Consider the following 17,135-nt stretch of genomic DNA (forward strand, 5'->3'; position numbering starts at 1 on the left):
TCACGCCCCGGCCGCCCGCACGGCCATGTAGAGGCCAAGCAGCGCCAGCCCGACGAGAAAGCAGCGCCGGAACACCTCCACCGACAGCCGCTTGCGCAGCCAGGTGCCGAGCACCATGCCGCCGATGGCCGGCGCCAGCATGGCGACCGAACCTCCGATCGCCGACACCGGATACCCCCCGTTCACGGCCAGCCCGATGGCCAGCCCGATGGCCAGCACCACCGTCGAGGTGGTGAACGAGATCCCCATCGCCTGGATCAGCGAATCGCGCTGGAAGCCCAGCGCCTGCAGGTAAGGCACCGCCGGCACCGCGAACACGCCTGTCACGGCCGTCACCAGCCCGGTGCTCATGCCCACCAGCGGCCCCACCCAGCGCGCCTGCGCATCGCTCACATGCAGCTGCCGCCCGGTCAGCCCCCACAGCGCATAGACGATCAACGCCACGCCGAGCGCGAACGAGGCCCAGGCGCCGGCCGGCACGCCCAGCCACAGCGCCCCGGCCAGCGTGCCGATCACCACGCCCACCTGCATGCTGCCGATGCGGCGCAGCACCGGCATGAAGGTCGCGCGGGGCCCGGTCTGCCAGATGTTGGTGGCCAGCGAGGGCACGATCAACAGCGCAGCCGCCTGGGCCGGCGTCATCCACAGCGCGAGCAGCGCCATCGACACCGTTGGCAGCCCGAGGCCGACCACGCCCTTGATCACCCCGGCGAGCAGGTACACGGCCGTGGCGGCGGCCCAGAAAGCGGTTGCGTCGATCGGATGCGTCATCGAACGCCGACTCTGCCAATGAAGCCCGCCGCCGCAAATGCGGCATTCGCGAAGCGGGCCTCAGTCTGCGGCTGAGGCTCCTGGTGCACACTCCGCCGGATCATGCGATTCGACCTCACCGACCTGCGGCTCTTCATCCACGTCGTCGAGGCCGGCAGCCTCACTGCCGGCGCGGGGCGTTCGCACATGACGCTGGCCTCCGCCAGCCAGCGCGTGCGCGGCATGGAAGACGCCCTCGGCAGCCCCCTGCTCACCCGCCATGCGCAGGGCGTGCGCCCCACCGAGGCCGGCCGCACGCTGCTGCACCATGCGCGCGTCGTGCTGCAGCAGATGGAGCGCCTGCGCGGCGAGCTCGGCGAGTACGGCCAGGGCCTCAAGGGCCACGTCCGCTTCATGTGCGGCACCTCGGCGCTGACCGAGCACCTGCCCGAGGTGCTGAGCCGCTTCCTCGCGGAGCATCCGCGCATCTCGGTCGATCTGGAAGAGCGGCCCAGCCCCGACACGGTGGAAGCCCTGCGCGCCGGCCTGTGCGACATCGGCATCGTCTCCGACGCCATAGACAGCGAGGGCCTCGAATGCCACCCCTTCCGCCGCGACGACCTCGTGCTCGTCATGCCGCGCGGCCATGCGCTGGCCTCGCGCCGGCGCCTGCGGCTCGCCGAAGTCGTCGACAGCGAATTCGTCGGCCTGCCCGCCGACAGCGCGCTGCAGCAGCTGATCACGCAGCACGTGCGCGCCCTGGGCAAGCACCTGGCCTACCGCGTGCGCGTGCGCAACTTCGAGGCGGTCTGCCGCATGGTCGAGTACGGCATCGGCGTCGGCATCGTTCCGCAGACCGCCGCCGAGCGGTGCGCCCGCTCGATGAAGATCGCACGCGCCTCGTTGGCCGACGCATGGGCCGAGCGCACGCTGATGGCCTGCGTGCGCTCGTCGGAAGACCTGCCGCTCAACGCTCGTCGCATGCTCGATTACCTGGTCGCGCCGCCGCCCGGCGAGATCAGGACGAAGCAGTGACCGGCCGCCCCAGCCGCGCCCGCGCCGCCACGAACGCATCGAAGGCCTCGCTGCTGGTCTTTAGCGGCACATAGCCGAAGCGCTCCTTCAGCGCGGTGTTGAGCAGCACCGGCCGGTAGCGCAGGAAGTCGAGCTGCTCCGGCCCGTAGCGGCTGACGCCCAGCGCCGAGCCCGCCGCCAGCGCCGCCTTCAGAACGCCGGCCGGCCAGTCGACCGCACGCTTGCCGAGCCGCAAGGCGATCTCGTGGATGGTCAAAGCCCCATCGCCCGCGAGGTTGTAGCAACCGGACGGCGCGCCGCCGAGGGCATGGGCGATGGCGCCCGTCACGTCCTCGTCCCACACGAACACGAAGGGGCTCGCGCTGCCGCGGATCGCGATGAGCCGCTTCTTCTCGAACAGCGCAGTGATCTGGTTGTCCACCCGCTCGCCCAGGATGGTGCCGATGCGCAGCACCGTCTGCGCCAGCGACGGATGCCGCTCGCGGTAGTCGGCGAGCATCTCCTCCACCTGCCGCTTGTGGTCGGCGTAGGCGAACACCACGTTGCCGCGCAACGGCTGCGACTCGGTGATCCACGCCGGGTTGTCGGCGTGGTAGCCGTAGGCCGCGCCGCTGGACGACACCACCATGTGCCGCACGCCGTTCGCCACGCAGGCTTCGAGCACGTTGCGCGTGCCGCCCACGTCCACCGAATGCTCGAAGGCGCGGTTCGAGTCCTTGCCCGGCGTGACGATGGATGCGAGATGCACCACGGTGTCGATGGCATGGTCGGCGATGGCTTCGGCAATGCGCGAGTCGCGCACGTCAAGCTGCCGGTAGGTCACGCCCATGAGCCGCCGGTCCGGCGGAACTTCGCGCACGTCGACCGCGACCAGCGCCTCCAGCCTGCCCTGCTCCGCCAGCGCGGCGAGCAGGCTTCGCCCCAGGAAGCCATCGGCCCCCGTCACCAGCACGCGGCGCGCAACGAATCCTTCGCCGCTCATGGCTGCGCGGGCTTGCGCCCCCACCAGCTCGCCAGCGCGAGGCCGGCGATGATGTCCCAGAAGCCCCACACGCCCGCCACCACGGCCATGCCGCCGAGTCCGCCGAAGAAACTGAAGATCAGCACCAGCCCGAGCCCCGAATTGCGGATGCCCACCTCGATGGACACCGCCCGCCGGTCGTAGTCGCCCAGCCCCGAGAGCCGCGCGCACAGGTAGCCGGTGCCGAAGGCCAGCGCGTCGTGGATCACCACCGCCATCAGCACCAGTCCCACGTAGTCGAGGAAGAAGCGCCAGTTGCCCGCGATGGCGCCGACGATGAACACGATCAGCGCGACGAAGCTCAGCACGCCCACCGGCTTCTTGATGCGCGCCGTGAGCGCCGGAAACCGGTGCGCGCAGGCCACGCCCAGCACGAAGGGAATGCCGATGATCGCCACGATGTGCCCCAGCATGTCCAGCGGATCGAGTGCGATGGTCTTCAGCAGCGCCGAGGCCGTCGGATGCAGGCCGCCCCAGAACGCGAAGTTCAGCGGCATCACCACGATGGAGATCGCGTTCGAGATCGCCGTCATCGACACCGACAGCGCCACGTTCCCGCCTGCGCGGTGCGTGAGGATCTGCGAGATGTTTCCGGGCGGGCAGCAGGCGACGAGGATCATGCCCAGCGCGATGCTCGGACCGGGCTTGAGGATCAGCGTGAGCGCGTAGGTCACCGCCGGCAGCACGATGAACTGCGCGCCGATGCCCACGGCCATCGCGCCGGGCATGCGCGCCACGCGCCTGAAGTCCTCGATGCGCGTGTCCAGCGCGATGCCGAACATCAGGAAGCCCAGCACCACGTTCAGCAACACCAGCGAGGCGGGGTTGAAGTGCAGGCGTATCTCGTCGACGGGCAGCATGCGCGGGGCCTCCTTCTTTCTTCGTCTTCAGGCAGGGTCTGCCAGCGCCGCGGCGGCATTGCGCACGGCCGCGCGGTAGGTGTCCTTGTGCACGTAGTACGCCATGCGTTCCAGCTGCAGGTACTTGAAGCCGCCCGACAGGTCGGGTGCCGGCCCCTGCGCGGCGACTCGTAGCGCAGCCGCCCTGGGCGAACCGCTGCCCTGCGCGCGGAAGTAGCGCGCCACCAGCTCGGCCTGCTCGTAGCGGCCCTGCCAGCCGATGCCGCTGGCCTCGATCATCCCGAGCACCGCGATGTTCTCGAAGCGCGGCGAGAAGATGTTGAGGTACAGCCGCGGCGCCATGCCCTGCCAGTTCAGCAGTTGGCGGTCGATGAAGGGGTAGTGCAGCGCGTAGCCGGTCGCCGCGAGGATCAGGTCGTACTCGCGCGCGCTGCCGTCCCTGAAATGCACCGTATGCGCATCGAGCCGCGCGACGTCGGCGCGCACGCCGATGTCGCCGTGGCCCACGTGGTGCAGCACCAGCGAGTTCACGACGGGGTGCGACTCGTACATCCGGTAGTCGGGCTTCGGGAAGCCGAAGCGCACCGGATCGCCGGTGAACCACTTGAGCACCGTCGAGTCGATGCGCTGCTTGAGCCATGGCGGCAGCGGCCGCTTGCCGCCCAGCGTATCGGCCGGCTTGCCGAAGACGTACTTGGGCACGAAGTAGTAGCCGCGCCGCACCGAGATGTCGACGCTCCTCGCGTAATGCACCGCATCGACCGCGATGTCGCAGCCCGAATTGCCGGCGCCGACGATCAGCACGCGCTTGTCCTTGAAGAGCTCCGGGTGCTTGTAGTCGCTGGTGTGCAGCAGTTCGCCGTCGAAGTTGCCGTCGAAGCTCGGCCGCTTGGGCTCGGCGAGCGTGCCGTTGGCGATGACCACGCCCCTGTATTCGGCCGTCTCGATCGTGCCCTCGCCGTCCTCGGTGGTGACGAGCCAGCGCGTGCCGGGAGCATCGCTCACGGGCTCGACGCGCAGCACGCGCGTGTTGAAGCGGAAGTGTTCGCGCAGGCCGAACTTGTCGGCGAAGTCGCTGAAGTAGCGGCGCAGTTCGCGGTGGCTCGGGTAATCGGCCACGCTGTCGGCCATCGGGAACTCGGTGAACTCGGTGGTGCGTTTGCTCGAGATCAGGTGCGCCGAGTGGTAGACGGTGGAGCGCGGGTTGGAGATGTCCCAAAGCCCGCCCACGTCGCCATGCGCCTCGAAGCCCTGGAACGGCACGCCGTGCTTCTGCAGGTTGCGCGCGCCGGCGAGGCCGGAGGGGCCCGCGCCGATGAGCGCGATCTGTTCGTGGGTGGGTACGGCGTCGTTCGGCGTCGTCATCGGGTCGGAGGCTCCTTGGGGAGATCGGAGGAAAGACTGGAAGAAAGACCGGGGATGGCCGTGGCGCCCGCCTCGCCCACGCGCGGCTTGCGCGGCTGGCCGCGCAGCAGGCGGTCATGCAGCTTCTCCGGCAGGAGGTCGAGCGTCTTCGAGAGCCAGCCGATGCGGCGCGGCAGCACGATCTTCTCGCGCCCCGCGGCCACGGCCGCCAGCAACCGGTGCGCGGCATCGTCGGCTTCGAGCAGCCCCGGCATCGCGAAGCGGTTGCCGGCGGTGAGCGCGGTGCGGATGTAGCCGGGGCTCACCGTGTGAACCGTGAGCCCCGTCTCGCGAAGCTCTGCGCGCAGGCTTTCGAGGTAGCAGATCAGCCCGGCCTTGCTCGCGCAGTAGGCGCCGTTGCCCGGCATGCCACGCCAGCCCGCGATGCTGGCTATGCCGACCAGCGCGCCGCGGCGCTGCGCACGCATCGCGCTCACGAAGGGCTGGAAAGTGGTGGCCGCGCCCAGCAGGTTGATTTCGAGCATGCGGCGGAACACGGCCAGGTCGTCGGCCTGCGCGGTGTCGTAGCCGCCCGCGACACCGGCATTGGCGACCACCAGGTCGGGTACGCCGGCCCTGGCCATCCAGTCGGCGGCCAACGCCTGCATCTGCGGCCCATTCGACACGTCGGGGGTATAGACCGCGCAGCGCCCGGGCGCCAGCGCGGCAAGCGCCTCGAGCTTTCCGGCATCGAGCCCCGCCAGCGCGACCTGCGCGCCGCCTTCGATCAGCTCGCGTGCAAGCGCCTGGCCCAGGCCGCCGCAGGCGCCTGTGAGGACTACGTTGCGAAACTCCAGGGGCATCGGCTCGCGGACTCCGGGTGGCAAAACCCGGCCACTGTAGCCGCGCATGCGCGCCGCGCCCCCCGGCATTTCCCCTTGCTCAGGCGGCTGCCGAAACGGAGCTTCAGGAATGCGTCAGGCTTCGGCGCCCTGCGGAAACTCGATCTGGATCTTCACGTCGCCCGCACGGGCCGCAGCCGCTTCCTCGAAGGCCCGCACGCCGTCGGCGAAGGCGAAGGTGCGCGAGATGAAGGGCTTCACGTCGACCTGGCCCGAGGCGATCAGCGCCAGCGCGCGCGGGAAGATGTTGGCGTAGCGGAACACCGACTCGATGCGCACCTCCTTCGACTGGATCGCGACGATGTCCATCGGCACCTTGCCACCGGGCATGCCCACCAGCACGAGGCAGCCGCCGGGGCACAGCAGGTCGACGATGCCCTCGAAGGCGCGCGCGCTGCCGCTGGCCTCGAAGACCACGTTGGCACCCCAGCCCTCGGTCAGCGACTTCACGGCCTCGACCAGGTTGGTGCCGCGTACGTCGACGGTCGTCACCGCAGGGTTGCCGTCGAAGAGCGCCAGCTTCTCGGGCACGAGGTCCGCGAGGATCACGCGCGCCGCGCCGCCCGCGAGCGCAGCCAGCGCCGTCATCGCGCCGATGGTGCCGGCGCCGACGACCACCGCCACGTCGCCGGGCTTCAGCGCAGCCTTCTTCGCGGCCTGAAGGCCGATCGACAGCGGCTCGACGATCGCGCCCTCGCCGAAGCTCACGTTGTCGGGCAGGCGGAAGGTGAAGGCCGCCGGGTGCACCACGAAGGGCGTGAGGCAGCCGTGGATGGGCGGCGTGGCCCAGAAGCGCACGGCCGGGTCCAGGTTGTAGATGCCTTCGAGCGTGGCACGCGAATCGGCTGCGGGAATGCCGGGCTCCATGCACACGCGGTCGCCGGGCTTGAGGTGCGTGACCTCCGCGCCCACCTCCACCACCGTGCCCGATGCCTCGTGGCCCAGCACCATCGGCTCCTGCACCACGTACGGGCCGATGCCGCCGTGCTGGTAGTAGTGAACGTCGCTGCCGCACACGCCCACGGTGTGCATGCGGATCTTCACGTCGCGCGGCCCCACGTGAAGCGGAATGTCGAGCTCGCGCAGCCTGAGCTCGTGCGCCTTTTCCAGAACCAGTGCTTTCATGTCTTCGAGTCCTTGCAGAAGTGTTGTCGTTGTGCGGTCGATGTGTCGTCAATGCAACGAGGCTTCGGCGCGCAGCAGCGAGGCGCCCGAATCGATGTCGAACAGGTGCACCTGCGCCGGGTCGGCCACGAAGCGCACGCACTCGCGCAGACCGGGGCGTTGCGCGGCAGGCATGAGCGCGGCGACCTCGCCGCCGCCCCGGCCGAAGCTCACCAGCACCTCGTTGCCGAGATATTCGATGAGCTGCACTTCGCCGACGAAGCCGCCATCGCGCCCGTCCTGCGTATCGACCTGCAGTTGCGCCGGCCGGATGCCCAGCGTCACGCGCTCGCGGCCTTCCAGCGCGAAGCGCCGCGGGTCCACCCGCACCGTGCCCTCGCGGCCCGTCAGTTCGAAATGGCCGCCGGCTTCGCGCACGCTCATCTCCACCAGATTCATCGGCGGCGTGCCGATGAAGCCGGCCACGAAGGCCGAGCGCGGCCGCTCGAAGATCTCGCGCGGCGAACCGACCTGTTCGATGCGTCCGTCGCGCAGCAGCACGATGCGGTCGGCCAGCGTCATCGCTTCGTGCTGGTCGTGGGTCACGTACACGGTGGTGGTCTTCAGCGCCTGGTGCAGTCGGGCGATCTCGATGCGCATGTGGTTGCGCAACTTGGCGTCGAGGTTCGACAGCGGCTCGTCGAAGAGGAACACCTTCGGCGTCTTGATCATCGCCCGCGCGATCGCCACGCGCTGCTGCTGCCCGCCCGACAGCTCGGCGGGCTTGCGCTGCAGGTAGCGTTCCAGCCCCAGCGTGTCCGACACCTCCTTGATGCGTGCGTCGATCTCGGCCTTGGGCACCTTCAGCCGCTTGAGGCCGAATGCGATGTTGTCGCGCACGCTCATGTGCGGATAGAGCGCGTAGTTCTGGAACACCATGGCGATGCCGCGATCCTGCGGCGGCAGGTCGTTCACGCGCTGGCCGCCGATCATGAGGTCGCCGTCGGAGATGTCCTCCAGGCCTGCGAGCATGCGCAGGATGGTCGACTTGCCGCAGCCCGAGGGGCCGAGGAACACGACGAACTCGTTGTCGGACACGTCGAGGTCGAACTGGTGGACGACCTGCGTGTCGCCGTAGCGCTTGATGATCTTGTGGCAGCTGATTGCGGACATTTCGTTGTTCCGGGAAAGAGGGATCGCCTTGGGGCTCACGCCGCGTCGCGCCTGCGCTTGAACGCGGCGTTGAGGAAGCCGCTGAGCACGCCGACCATGAGCAGCGGCGGCAGCGACAGCAGGATGACGGACGCGTTCAGGATGCCCCAGGGCACGTCGCGCCCGAGCTGGCTCAGCTCCGAGGCCACGATGGGCAGCGTCTTGGCGTCCGAGGTGGTGAGCATCAGCGCGATGAGGAACTCGTTCCACACCAGCACGAAGCCGAAGGCGATGGCACCGATCAGCGAGCGCGCGGCGATCGGCAGCGACACCCTGAAGAAGATTGCGTAAGGGCCGTAGCCGTCGACGCGGCCGGCCTCCTCCACTTCCCTGGGCACCGCCTTGAAGGCAGGAATCGCGAGCCAGATCACGGTGGACAGCGTGAGCAGCGTGTAGGTGACGATCAGCGCGATGCGCGTGTCGTACAGCTCCAGCTGCAGCCAGATCACCATCAGCGGAATGGCCACTGCCACCGGCGGCAGGAAGCGCATCGAGAGCACGAAGAACTGGATGTCGTCGGCCCGGCGCAGCGGATAGCGCGCGAGCGCATAGGCCGCGGGCAGCCCGAGCACCGCGCCGGCGATCACCGCCGAGCCCACCACCACGACGGAGTTGACGAGCCCCTGCGCCACAGCCTCGCGGCTGAGCACATAGACGTAGTTCTCCAGCGTGGGCGTAAAGAAGAACCTGGGCACCGCCGAGACGATGTCGACCCGGTTCTTGAACGAGTTGAGAAAGGTCCACAGCACCGGCACCAGCGCCGACAGCCCGGCCGCGATCAGCACCAGCCGCGCGAGCAGCGTGCCGATGGAGAGCCTGTTCTTCTTCGGGGAAGCGCTCATTTGGGCCGCGTCCATTTCCAGATGTAGGTGAAGGCCACGGTCGAGGCGACCATCATCAGCACCGCCATGCTCGATGCATACGAGATGCGGCCCGACTCGATGAAGCCCTGCGAGAAGGCATACATGTCCAGCGTCTCGGTCGAGATGCCGGGTCCGCCGCGCGTCATCACGTAGATGAGGTCGAAGGCGCGCAGCGACTCCACCATCTTCACGAAGCACAGGCTGACCAGCGGCGCCTTGAGCATGGGCAGCGCCACGTAGGCGTAGACCTCCCAGGTCTTCGCGTGGTCCATGCGCGCGGCCTCGAAGGGCTGCGGCGGCAGGGTCTCGAGCAGCTTGAGCACGATGACGGCGAAGAACAGGCCCCACTGCCACACGTCGACGAAGGCCACGGTGAGCAGCGCTGTGACCGGGCTGGCCAGCAGGTCGAGCGGCTCGCCCGTGATCGCCTTGTACGGCCAGGTCAGCAGGCCGAAGAGCGGATGGAAGGCGAACTTCCACACGAAGGCGGCCGACACGCGCGGCAGCAGCACCGGCACGATGAACAGCATCGACAGCACATTGCGCCAGCGCGCGGTGGTGCACTGGAACATCAGCACGCCCAGCAGCACCGCGAGGCCCATGGTGGCGCTGACCGTCAGCACCTCCCACACCAGCGACACGCGCACCGAGTTGAGGAAGCGCCGGTCGGAAAAGAGCTGGACGTAGTTCGACAGCCAGACCCAGGCCGTGTCGGCCTGGCCCAGCTCGCGGTCCTGCAGCGAGATGCCGATGGCGAAAAGGGTGGGCACCAGCGCCAGCACTGCAAGCACCAGCAGGCCGGGCCCGATGAAGACGAGAGGGAGTCTCGTCGTCTTCTTTCTCTTCTCCCTGAGCGTCATTACTTCTTGCGCCGCGCGACCAGTTGCTTCGCGTAGCCGTCGAGTTCGTCGAGGCCGGCCTTGATGTCGGTGCGCGATCCGGTGATCAGCTCCTCGAGGATGATCCCCCAGCGGTCACCGAGGTCGGGCCAGGCCGGGTCCTGCCAGAAGTTCACGGCCGTGACCTTGCCGGCGTCGGCGAGCGCCTTGCCGAGGTCGGCGCCGTAGCGCTTGGCGAACTCGGGACTCGACAGCACGCTGGTGCGGTTGAGTTCGCCGAACTGGCCTTCCGCGAGGCGGCGCTGCTCCTGCTGCTTCGAGGTGGCCCATGCGATGAACAGGCCGGCGCACTTCTTCGCCTCCTCGGTCTTGTTGGCCTTGGCGCCGATGGCCAGGCCGTGGCCGTAGCCGCCGCCGGTCAGAGGCGCGGGCGGCGGCAGGTAGGCAACCTTGCCGATCACGGTCGACATCTTCGGGTCGAGCGCGTTGCCGGCCAGCGGGGTCGATTCGACCAGCATCGCCACCTTGCCGGCAAGGAAGGCGCCGGTGGACTCGTCCCAGCCGCCGGTCTTTGTGCCGGGGGCCGAGTACTTGAACAGGTCGAGATAGGTCTGCGTCGCCTTCACCGCGGCGGCGGAATCGAACACGGGCTTGTCGCCGTCGAACCACTGGCCGCCGTAGCCGCGGAAGAACGGCATCCAGCGCCACACGTTGGCGCCCGAGCCGCGCTGGCCGCGCAACGCCACGCCGTAGACGCCATTGGCCGGGTCGTTGAGCTTCTTCGCCGCGGCGACGAACTCGTCGAGCGTGGTCGGCGGCTTGATGCCGGCCTTCTCGAGCAGGTCCTTGCGGTAGACCAGCAGGTCGCCGCCGCCGGTGAGCGGCGCGAACCAGACCTGGCCGTCGAAGGTGGCGACCTTCTGGCGGCCGGGGTCGAAGTCGGCGTAGTCGTACTCGGCGGGGTAGTACTTGGCCAGCGGCACGATCCACTTCGACTGGGCGAACAGCGGCACGTTGGCCTCGTCGACGTAGTACACGTGGTACTTGCCCACCGTGGAGGCGTCCGCGCGGGTCTTGGTGCGGCGGTCGTTCTCGTTGAGGTTGTCGATGTTGAACGAGGCGCCGCCGAGGGCCTTGAACTCGTCCTTGTACTTCTCGAGCAGGGTCAGCCCGTCGCGGGGCTGGGACAGGACGCGCAGATCCTCCTTGCAGACCTGCTGGGCCTGGGCCGCGCCGGCCCATGCGGCCAGCGCCGCCAGCAGCATCGCGCAGCGCTTCAGCCGGCACCGGTTTTCTTGAACAGCCATCGCTTTGTCTCCTATGAGCCTGTCGGGGATCGCCGGGGAATCACGGCGCAAACAGGTGGGACGAAGCGTAGGCAGCGGCGTCGCGGCGCCGCGTACACGCGAGCCGGGGCACTGGTATTTTGATGACCAGCCTGCCTGGGGTTTTGCCGGAGGCAGATTCGTACAAGGTGCCGGCCACGCCACGTCGGTTGCAAGATAAAACCAGATCGATAGAATCAATTCGGTCTTTTTTTGAAACCAGAATCGGCATCCCGCCGCACCCCATGCCCCACTACCGCACCCTCGCCATCGACCGCCTGAAGATCTTCCATCGCGAGGCAGGCGACCCGGCACTGCCCAGCCTGCCCCTGCTGCACGGCGCTCCGGCCTCGTCCTTCATGTACCGGGAGTCGATCGAGCGGCTCGCGCATCGCTTCCACGTCATCGCGCCGAGCGCCTGAGGAGAGCCGCCGTGGAACTGAACGCCGATGCGGCAAAGGCACGCCCGTGCCCCACGCCGTCGATATCGAACGCGCTGGCGCTCCTGTTCGCCGTCGCCTGCGGCCTGGCGGTAGCCAACGTCTACTACGCCCAGCCGCTGCTGGATACGCTGGCCCACACCTTCGGCATCCGGCCCGCCACGGTCGGCGTGGTCATCACCATCACGCAGATCGGCTACGGGCTGGGGCTGATGCTGGTGGTTCCGCTGGGCGACCTCGTCGACCGGCGCAGGCTCATCGTCGGGCAGTCGCTGCTGTCTGTGGCCGCGCTGCTGGCCGTGGCACTGGCGCCGAGCGCTGCGGTGCTGCTGCCGGCGATGGCCGTCATGGGCGTGCTGGCGGTCGTGACGCAGGTGCTGGTCGCCTACGCCGCGAGCCTGGCCGCGCCGGGCGAGCGCGGCCGCGTGGTGGGCACCGTCACCAGCGGCATCATCCTCGGCATCCTGCTGGCACGGGCGGTGTCGGGCACGCTGTCGGATCTCTTCGGCTGGCGCTCGGTCTACCTGGCATCGTCGGCGGCCACGCTGGTGGTCGCCGGCCTGCTGTGGACGGCGCTGCCGGCCAGCACGCGGCCCGTGCCGGGCATTGCGTACCCGCAGCTGATCCGCTCGGTCTTCGCCCTTTTCGCGCAGGAGCCGGTGCTGCGCATCCGGGCCGTGCTCGCAATGCTGATCTTCATGTCCATCACCATGATGCTGACGCCGATGGTGCTGCCCCTGACCGCACCGCCCTTCTCGCTGTCGCACACGCAGGTGGGGCTCTTCGGCCTCGCGGGCGCGGCCGGAGCCCTGGGCGCCGCGCGTGCCGGCCGGCAGGCGGATCGTGGCCGCGCGCAGCACACCACCTTCATCGGCCTGAGCGCGATGCTGCTGTCGTGGGGGCTCATCGCGATGCTGCCGTGGTCGATCTGGGCGATGGTGGCGGGCGTGATCGTCATCGACTTCGGGCTGCAGTCGGTGCACGTGGCCAACCAGAGCCTGATCTACCGCGTGCGGCCCGAGGCGCAGAGCCGGCTGACGGCCGGGTACATGATCTTCTATTCGATCGGCTCCGCCACGGGATCGATGGCTTCGACCATGGTGTACGCCCATGCGGGCTGGAACGGCGTCTGCCTGGCCGGGGCACTCGTCAGCGGCACGGCACTGCTGTTCTGGGCGCTGACCCGGCACCTGACGCCGCGGGACACGGCTGCCTGAGGCCGGAACGGCTCAGTCGGTGGTGGCGAGCGGCGTGTTGCGCGCGGTGCGCAGCCCGAAGCGGTCCTGCGCCTGCTGGCGGTAGGCCGAGGGCGTCATGCTCTTGAGCTGCAGGAAGCGGCGGTTGAAGTTGGCGAGGTTCGCGAAGCCCACCTCGTAGCAGATGTCGCTCACCAGCCGGTCGGACACCTGCAGCATCTCGCAGGCCTTGGCCACGCGCAGCCGCGTGACGAAGTCGGTGAAGGTGGCGCCCATGTGCCGGTGGAACCAGCGCGAGAAGCTGCTTTCGGCCATGTTGGCCACGGCGCACACGGCCGGCAGCGAGAGCTCCTCGGTCAGGTGCCGGTCGAGGTAGTCGAGCACGCGGCGCATGCGGGTGTTGGCGCTCGGGTCTTCCCCGGCCGGGTCGGCGGTGCTCGAAATCTGGCGCCAGTCCGGCCAGCGGGCCAGTTCGTGCAGCAACCCGATGAAGGCCGAGAGCCGCGCCATGCCCTCCTGCTGCTGCACCCGCTGGAAGCGATCACGCACGAGGTCGCCGATGCCGAAGAACTCGATGCCCAGCTTCGCCCGGTCGAGCATCGGCAGCACCGCCTCGAGCTCGGGGAAGAGGTCAGCGCCCTTGCGCAGCGGCTCGTCGCGGAAGTGGATGACCATGCTGCGCTCGGCGATGCCCTCCGGCGGCACGTCGTGCGAGATCCATGTGTGGGGCAGCCGCGCTCCCACGAGCGCGACGTAGCCGGGCTCGAAGCGGCCGATGTGATCGCCGACGAAGGCGTCGCCGCTGCTGCGGTTGATGCACTGCAGCTCGTATTCGTCGTGGTAGTGCCAGCAGTCGAAGGGCCACGGCACGCCGTGCTGCAGGCACCGTACCGAACTGCCGCCCGCCGGCTCGAAGCCCAGCCGCGGGTCGCGCATCAGTTCGTGCTCGAGTTCGGGTTTTCGCGCCGTGTTGTGCCTCATGTTCGACCAGCCTTCGCGCGCAGGCCGTGCGGCGCAGCCTTCAGGCGCCGGCGACCTTCATGCGGTTCACCAGGACCGATCCCGTGGTCTTGGCGCCGAAAGTGTAGGCATCGGCCCCGATGGCTTCAATACCCAGCAGCATGTCCTTGAGGTTGCCGGCGATGGTGATCTCCTGCACCGGGAAGGCGATCCTGCCCTTCTCGACCCAGAAGCCGCTGGCGCCGCGCGAATAGTCGCCGGTCACGTAGTTCACGCCCTGCCCCATCAGCTCGATCACGAAGAGGCCGGTGCCCAGCTTCGCGAGCATGGCGTCGAGGTCGTCGGTGTGCTTGGTCAGGCGCGAGCTCAGGGTCAGGTTGTGCGAGCCGCCGGCGTTGCCGGTGGTCTTCATGCCCAGCTTGCGCGCCGAGTAGGTCGAGAGGAAATAGCCTTCGAGGCGGCCGGCGTCGACCACCTTGCGCGCCCGGGTGGTCACGCCCTCGTCGTCGAAGGGGGCGCTGCCCTTGCCGCGAAGCAGGTGCGGGTCTTCGGCCACGTCGACGTGCGCGGGCAGCACGGGCTTGCCCAGCGAATCGAGCAGGAAGCTGCTCTTGCGGTAGAGCGAACCGCCGCTCACGGCCTGCACCAGCGAGCCCAGCAGGCCCACGGCCAGCGGCGACTCGAACAGCACCGGGCATTCGACGGTCTTGATCTTGCGCGCCTTCAGGCGGCTGAGCGCCCGCTCGGCGGCGTAGCGGCCCACGGCCTGCGGACTGGCCAGTTCATCGGCCGAGCGCATGGAGCTGTACCAGGCGTCGCGCTGCATGTCGTCGCCCTTGCCGGCGATCGGCGCCACCGAGATGGAGTGTCGCGAGCTGGCATAGCCGCCGCGGAAGCCGTGCGTGTGGGCGCTGAAGAAGTGGCTCTGCTGGGCCGAGACGCCCGCGCCCTCGCTGTTGGTGATGCGCTTGTCGGTCGACAACGCCGCCTCTTCGCATTCCAGGGCCAGCTTCGCGGCCTGCTCGCTGGTCACGTCCCAGGGGTGGAACAGGTCGAGCTCGGGGTGTTCCTTGGCGATGTCCTCCTCGTCCGGCAGGCCGCTGACGGGGTCTTCGGCCGTGAAACGGGCGATGTCGTAGGCTGCCTGGACAGTCTGGGCGATGGCCGCCTCGGAGAAGTCGGAGGTGCTGGCGTTGCCGCGGCGGTGGCCCACGTAGACGGTGACGCCCAGCGACTTGTCGCGGTTGCGCTCGACGTTCTCGAGCTCGCCCTTGCGCACCGAGACGCTCAGGCCGCAGCCCTCGGAGGCCTCGGCCCCGGCGTCGGTGGCACCGAGCTTCTTGGCGTGCGCCAATGCGGTGTCGACCAGGTTTTCGAAGAAGGAACGGCTGTAGGCGAAGCCGGAATCGGCGCGCGAGGAGGATGTCGTCATGTGGTGGCTATGATACTTGCGCCCCCCATTTCCCGTTTTCAGCAGATTCCCGCCGCGCGTTGCAACGCCGCACGGCGCGGCCCAGAATCCATCCCATGTCCCGCAAACCCAAAAAAGGCTATTACGTCCGCGGCCATTTCGTGGCCGAAGGCAGCGAGCTCGACCTCGAGCTCAAGCGCGAGCTCAAGGGCTCCGACGACGCCAGCCGCACCGACCTGAAGCGCGAAAGCGAAGAGCTGCAGAAGCTGGGCGCCGAACTGCTCACCCTGCGCGCCGGCCTGTTCGACGCCCTCCAGCTCGACGAGAAACTGGTCGAAGCCATCGCCGAGGCCAGGCGGATCACCAATTTCGAGGGCAAGCGCCGCCAGATGCAGTACATCGGCAAGCTCATGCGCAAGCTGGAGCCCGAGGTGCTCGAAGCCGTGAAGCAGGCCCTGCTGGAGCAGAACACCGTGCCCGCCGCCGAAGTGGCGGCCCTGCACGAGGCCGAGCGCTGGCGCGACCGCCTGATCGCCGACGACGACGCGCTGGGCGGCTGGATCGAGACCCACCCCGCCACCGACTCGCAGCAGCTGCGCGCCCTCGTCCGCCAGGCCCGCAAGGACATGAAGACCGGCCCCGCAGGCGAAGCCCCCCGCCAGGGCAAGGCCTACCGCGAGATCTTCCAGCTGGTGCGCGCCCAGCTGGCCGTGCACGGCAGCGACGACCACGCAGCCGCTGCCGCCGCGCAGGACCGCGAGGAAGACGCATGAGCGCCGCGCCGGGCCGCCCCGAGCAAGCTCGCACCGCAGTGCGAAGAACGAAGGTATTCCAATGAGCGAAGGCGCATTCGACCCGGTGCGCATCGGCATCGTCTCCATCAGCGACCGCGCCTCCAGCGGCACCTACGAAGACAAGGGCCTGCCCTCGCTGAAGGAATGGCTGGGCCGCGCGCTGAAGAACCCCATCGAATTCGAGCCCCGACTCATTCCCGACGAAGCCGAGCGCATCAGCGCCACGCTGATCGAGCTGGTCGACGCAGGCTGCTCGCTGGTGCTTACCACCGGCGGCACCGGACCCGCCCTGCGCGACGTGACGCCCGAGGCCACGCTGGCCGTGGCGCACAAGGAAATGCCGGGTTTCGGCGAGCAGATGCGCCAGATCAGCCTGCGCTTCGTGCCCACCGCGATCCTCTCGCGCCAGGTGGCGGTGATCCGTGACAGGAGCCTGATCATCAACCTGCCCGGCCAGCCCAAGTCGATCGCCGAGACGCTCGAAGGCCTGAAGGACGCCGAGGGCGCCCAGGTGGTGCCGGGCATCTTCGCGGCGGTGCCCTACTGCATCGACCTGATCGGCGGGCCCTACCTCGAAACCGACGACTCGGTCTGCAAGGCCTTCAGGCCGAAGTCGGCGATCCGCGCCCGCTGAGCCTTCAAGAGCGGTTTGCCGGCGCCCTCAACGGGCCGCCTGGACGCTCGCCTGGGCACTCTTCGCCTCGATGTCCTTCAGGCAGGCGTTGATGGCCGAGTTCGACGTGAGCTCGTAGCAGCGCACCGCGGCGGCGCGCATCGCCTTGTGCTGCTCCTGGCGCTCCTGCGCGGTGTCGATCTGATAGCTCATGAGCCATTTCATGGCGAACGCGAGCACGACGCCGAAGCCGATCGCGAAACCGACCACGGTGGACCGCCAAGTGCTGCGCGGCGAGGCGGACACTGCGGCAGGCGCAGCAACCGCGCCCACGTCGAAAGCCATCGGCACCCGGGTCGACGATCCCCCATGAATCGCGCGGCGCTGCGGCGCGCGGGCCTCGGCCGTTCGGTTCGATGCGGAAGAAGACTTGGGGTTGCGGCTCATCGATCTGCGTGTCCTGAAT

Annotated in this window: 18 protein-coding genes; 5 read left to right on the top strand and 13 right to left on the bottom strand. The window is 68.8% G+C overall.

The window, feature by feature from the left end; genetic code table 11:
- Nucleotides 1–771, bottom strand: a complete 771-nt coding sequence (locus FHY06_RS11575; protein ID WP_184605149.1) for a sulfite exporter TauE/SafE family protein — start codon at nucleotides 769–771, stop codon at nucleotides 1–3.
- 102 nt (nucleotides 772–873) lie between these two features.
- Here FHY06_RS11575 and FHY06_RS11580 point away from each other — a divergent pair, with 102 nt between their 5' ends.
- Nucleotides 874–1,785, top strand: a complete 912-nt coding sequence (locus tag FHY06_RS11580) for a LysR family transcriptional regulator (protein WP_184605152.1) — start codon at nucleotides 874–876, stop codon at nucleotides 1,783–1,785.
- On the opposite strand, the gene FHY06_RS11585 is transcribed toward FHY06_RS11580, so the two are convergent.
- The 9 genes from FHY06_RS11585 to FHY06_RS11625 form a co-directional block, all read right to left on the bottom strand.
- Nucleotides 1,769–2,767, bottom strand: a complete 999-nt coding sequence (locus FHY06_RS11585; protein ID WP_184605155.1) for an SDR family oxidoreductase — start codon at nucleotides 2,765–2,767, stop codon at nucleotides 1,769–1,771. The genes FHY06_RS11580 and FHY06_RS11585 overlap by 17 nt on opposite strands.
- Nucleotides 2,764–3,666, bottom strand: coding sequence for a bile acid:sodium symporter family protein (locus FHY06_RS11590; protein ID WP_184605157.1), 903 nt, complete (start codon nucleotides 3,664–3,666; stop codon nucleotides 2,764–2,766). The genes FHY06_RS11585 and FHY06_RS11590 overlap by 4 nt, the downstream gene beginning before the upstream one ends.
- A gap of 27 nt (nucleotides 3,667–3,693) precedes the next feature.
- Nucleotides 3,694–5,031, bottom strand: coding sequence for a flavin-containing monooxygenase (locus FHY06_RS11595; RefSeq protein WP_184605159.1), 1,338 nt, complete (start codon nucleotides 5,029–5,031; stop codon nucleotides 3,694–3,696).
- The gene (locus tag FHY06_RS11600) at nucleotides 5,028–5,873 is read right to left on the bottom strand and encodes an SDR family oxidoreductase (RefSeq protein WP_184605161.1); all 846 of its coding nucleotides are present in this window, start codon (nucleotides 5,871–5,873) and stop codon (nucleotides 5,028–5,030) included. The genes FHY06_RS11595 and FHY06_RS11600 overlap by 4 nt, the downstream gene beginning before the upstream one ends.
- Nucleotides 5,874–5,987: 114 nt before the next feature.
- The gene (locus FHY06_RS11605; protein WP_184605163.1) at nucleotides 5,988–7,037 is read right to left on the bottom strand and encodes an NAD(P)-dependent alcohol dehydrogenase; all 1,050 of its coding nucleotides are present in this window, start codon (nucleotides 7,035–7,037) and stop codon (nucleotides 5,988–5,990) included.
- 48 nt (nucleotides 7,038–7,085) lie between these two features.
- Nucleotides 7,086–8,189: an ABC transporter ATP-binding protein gene (locus FHY06_RS11610; protein ID WP_184605165.1), complete on the bottom strand. Its 1,104-nt coding sequence runs from the start codon at nucleotides 8,187–8,189 to the stop codon at nucleotides 7,086–7,088.
- Between the two features lie 35 nt (nucleotides 8,190–8,224).
- Nucleotides 8,225–9,037 carry a carbohydrate ABC transporter permease gene (locus tag FHY06_RS11615; RefSeq protein ID WP_026346263.1) on the bottom strand — a complete coding sequence of 271 codons (813 nt, stop codon included), beginning with the start codon at nucleotides 9,035–9,037 and terminating at the stop codon, nucleotides 8,225–8,227.
- A gap of 29 nt (nucleotides 9,038–9,066) precedes the next feature.
- Complete coding sequence (locus tag FHY06_RS11620; protein WP_184605167.1) at nucleotides 9,067–9,951, bottom strand: carbohydrate ABC transporter permease; 885 nt, start codon at nucleotides 9,949–9,951, stop codon at nucleotides 9,067–9,069.
- Complete coding sequence (locus tag FHY06_RS11625) at nucleotides 9,951–11,237, bottom strand: ABC transporter substrate-binding protein (protein ID WP_409327450.1); 1,287 nt, start codon at nucleotides 11,235–11,237, stop codon at nucleotides 9,951–9,953. The genes FHY06_RS11620 and FHY06_RS11625 overlap by 1 nt, the downstream gene beginning before the upstream one ends.
- Before the next feature lie 263 nt (nucleotides 11,238–11,500).
- On the opposite strand from FHY06_RS11625, the gene FHY06_RS11630 reads away from it, so the two are divergent.
- Both FHY06_RS11630 and FHY06_RS11635 read left to right on the top strand, forming a co-directional pair.
- Complete coding sequence (locus FHY06_RS11630; RefSeq protein WP_184605169.1) at nucleotides 11,501–11,677, top strand: alpha/beta fold hydrolase; 177 nt, start codon at nucleotides 11,501–11,503, stop codon at nucleotides 11,675–11,677.
- Between the two features lie 11 nt (nucleotides 11,678–11,688).
- Complete coding sequence (locus tag FHY06_RS11635) at nucleotides 11,689–12,912, top strand: MFS transporter (protein WP_184605171.1); 1,224 nt, start codon at nucleotides 11,689–11,691, stop codon at nucleotides 12,910–12,912.
- Between the two features lie 12 nt (nucleotides 12,913–12,924).
- On the opposite strand, the gene FHY06_RS11640 is transcribed toward FHY06_RS11635, so the two are convergent.
- Entirely contained in the window at nucleotides 12,925–13,872 is a 948-nt protein-coding gene (locus tag FHY06_RS11640; RefSeq protein ID WP_184605173.1) for a helix-turn-helix domain-containing protein, read from the bottom strand.
- A 40-nt stretch (nucleotides 13,873–13,912) separates the two neighbouring features.
- Nucleotides 13,913–15,283: a metalloprotease PmbA gene (gene pmbA / locus FHY06_RS11645; protein ID WP_132750582.1), complete on the bottom strand. Its 1,371-nt coding sequence runs from the start codon at nucleotides 15,281–15,283 to the stop codon at nucleotides 13,913–13,915.
- A 95-nt stretch (nucleotides 15,284–15,378) separates the two neighbouring features.
- On the opposite strand from pmbA, the gene yjgA reads away from it, so the two are divergent.
- Together yjgA and mog are read left to right on the top strand one after the other, a co-directional pair.
- Nucleotides 15,379–16,035: a ribosome biogenesis factor YjgA gene (yjgA, locus tag FHY06_RS11650; RefSeq protein ID WP_019653435.1), complete on the top strand. Its 657-nt coding sequence runs from the start codon at nucleotides 15,379–15,381 to the stop codon at nucleotides 16,033–16,035.
- An 85-nt stretch (nucleotides 16,036–16,120) separates the two neighbouring features.
- The gene (gene mog, locus FHY06_RS11655) at nucleotides 16,121–16,690 is read left to right on the top strand and encodes a molybdopterin adenylyltransferase (protein WP_405054337.1); all 570 of its coding nucleotides are present in this window, start codon (nucleotides 16,121–16,123) and stop codon (nucleotides 16,688–16,690) included.
- 27 nt (nucleotides 16,691–16,717) lie between these two features.
- Here the strand turns inward: mog and FHY06_RS11660 are convergent, their stop codons facing one another.
- Nucleotides 16,718–17,116 carry a hypothetical protein gene (locus FHY06_RS11660; protein ID WP_020722989.1) on the bottom strand — a complete coding sequence of 133 codons (399 nt, stop codon included), beginning with the start codon at nucleotides 17,114–17,116 and terminating at the stop codon, nucleotides 16,718–16,720.
- Nucleotides 17,117–17,135: the final 19 nt, after the last annotated feature.

Source organism: Variovorax atrisoli, assembly GCF_014195185.1.
GTDB lineage: Bacteria > Pseudomonadota > Gammaproteobacteria > Burkholderiales > Burkholderiaceae_C > Variovorax > Variovorax atrisoli.

Excerpts from the sequence above, each read along its gene's own strand:
- FHY06_RS11575 (WP_184605149.1), bottom strand. The coding sequence starts at position 771 with ATGACGCATCCGATCGACGCAACCGCTTTCTGGGCCGCCGCCACGGCC.
- FHY06_RS11580 (WP_184605152.1), top strand. The coding sequence starts at position 874 with ATGCGATTCGACCTCACCGACCTGCGGCTCTTCATCCACGTCGTCGAG.
- FHY06_RS11585 (WP_184605155.1), bottom strand. The coding sequence starts at position 2,767 with ATGAGCGGCGAAGGATTCGTTGCGCGCCGCGTGCTGGTGACGGGGGCC.
- FHY06_RS11590 (WP_184605157.1), bottom strand. The coding sequence starts at position 3,666 with ATGCTGCCCGTCGACGAGATACGCCTGCACTTCAACCCCGCCTCGCTG.
- FHY06_RS11595 (WP_184605159.1), bottom strand. The coding sequence starts at position 5,031 with ATGACGACGCCGAACGACGCCGTACCCACCCACGAACAGATCGCGCTC.
- FHY06_RS11600 (WP_184605161.1), bottom strand. The coding sequence starts at position 5,873 with ATGCCCCTGGAGTTTCGCAACGTAGTCCTCACAGGCGCCTGCGGCGGC.
- FHY06_RS11605 (WP_184605163.1), bottom strand. The coding sequence starts at position 7,037 with ATGAAAGCACTGGTTCTGGAAAAGGCGCACGAGCTCAGGCTGCGCGAG.
- FHY06_RS11610 (WP_184605165.1), bottom strand. The coding sequence starts at position 8,189 with ATGTCCGCAATCAGCTGCCACAAGATCATCAAGCGCTACGGCGACACG.
- FHY06_RS11620 (WP_184605167.1), bottom strand. The coding sequence starts at position 9,951 with ATGACGCTCAGGGAGAAGAGAAAGAAGACGACGAGACTCCCTCTCGTC.
- FHY06_RS11625 (WP_409327450.1), bottom strand. The coding sequence starts at position 11,237 with ATGGCTGTTCAAGAAAACCGGTGCCGGCTGAAGCGCTGCGCGATGCTG.
- FHY06_RS11630 (WP_184605169.1), top strand. The coding sequence starts at position 11,501 with ATGCCCCACTACCGCACCCTCGCCATCGACCGCCTGAAGATCTTCCAT.
- FHY06_RS11640 (WP_184605173.1), bottom strand. The coding sequence starts at position 13,872 with ATGAGGCACAACACGGCGCGAAAACCCGAACTCGAGCACGAACTGATG.
- pmbA (WP_132750582.1), bottom strand. The coding sequence starts at position 15,283 with ATGACGACATCCTCCTCGCGCGCCGATTCCGGCTTCGCCTACAGCCGT.
- yjgA (WP_019653435.1), top strand. The coding sequence starts at position 15,379 with ATGTCCCGCAAACCCAAAAAAGGCTATTACGTCCGCGGCCATTTCGTG.
- FHY06_RS11660 (WP_020722989.1), bottom strand. The coding sequence starts at position 17,116 with ATGAGCCGCAACCCCAAGTCTTCTTCCGCATCGAACCGAACGGCCGAG.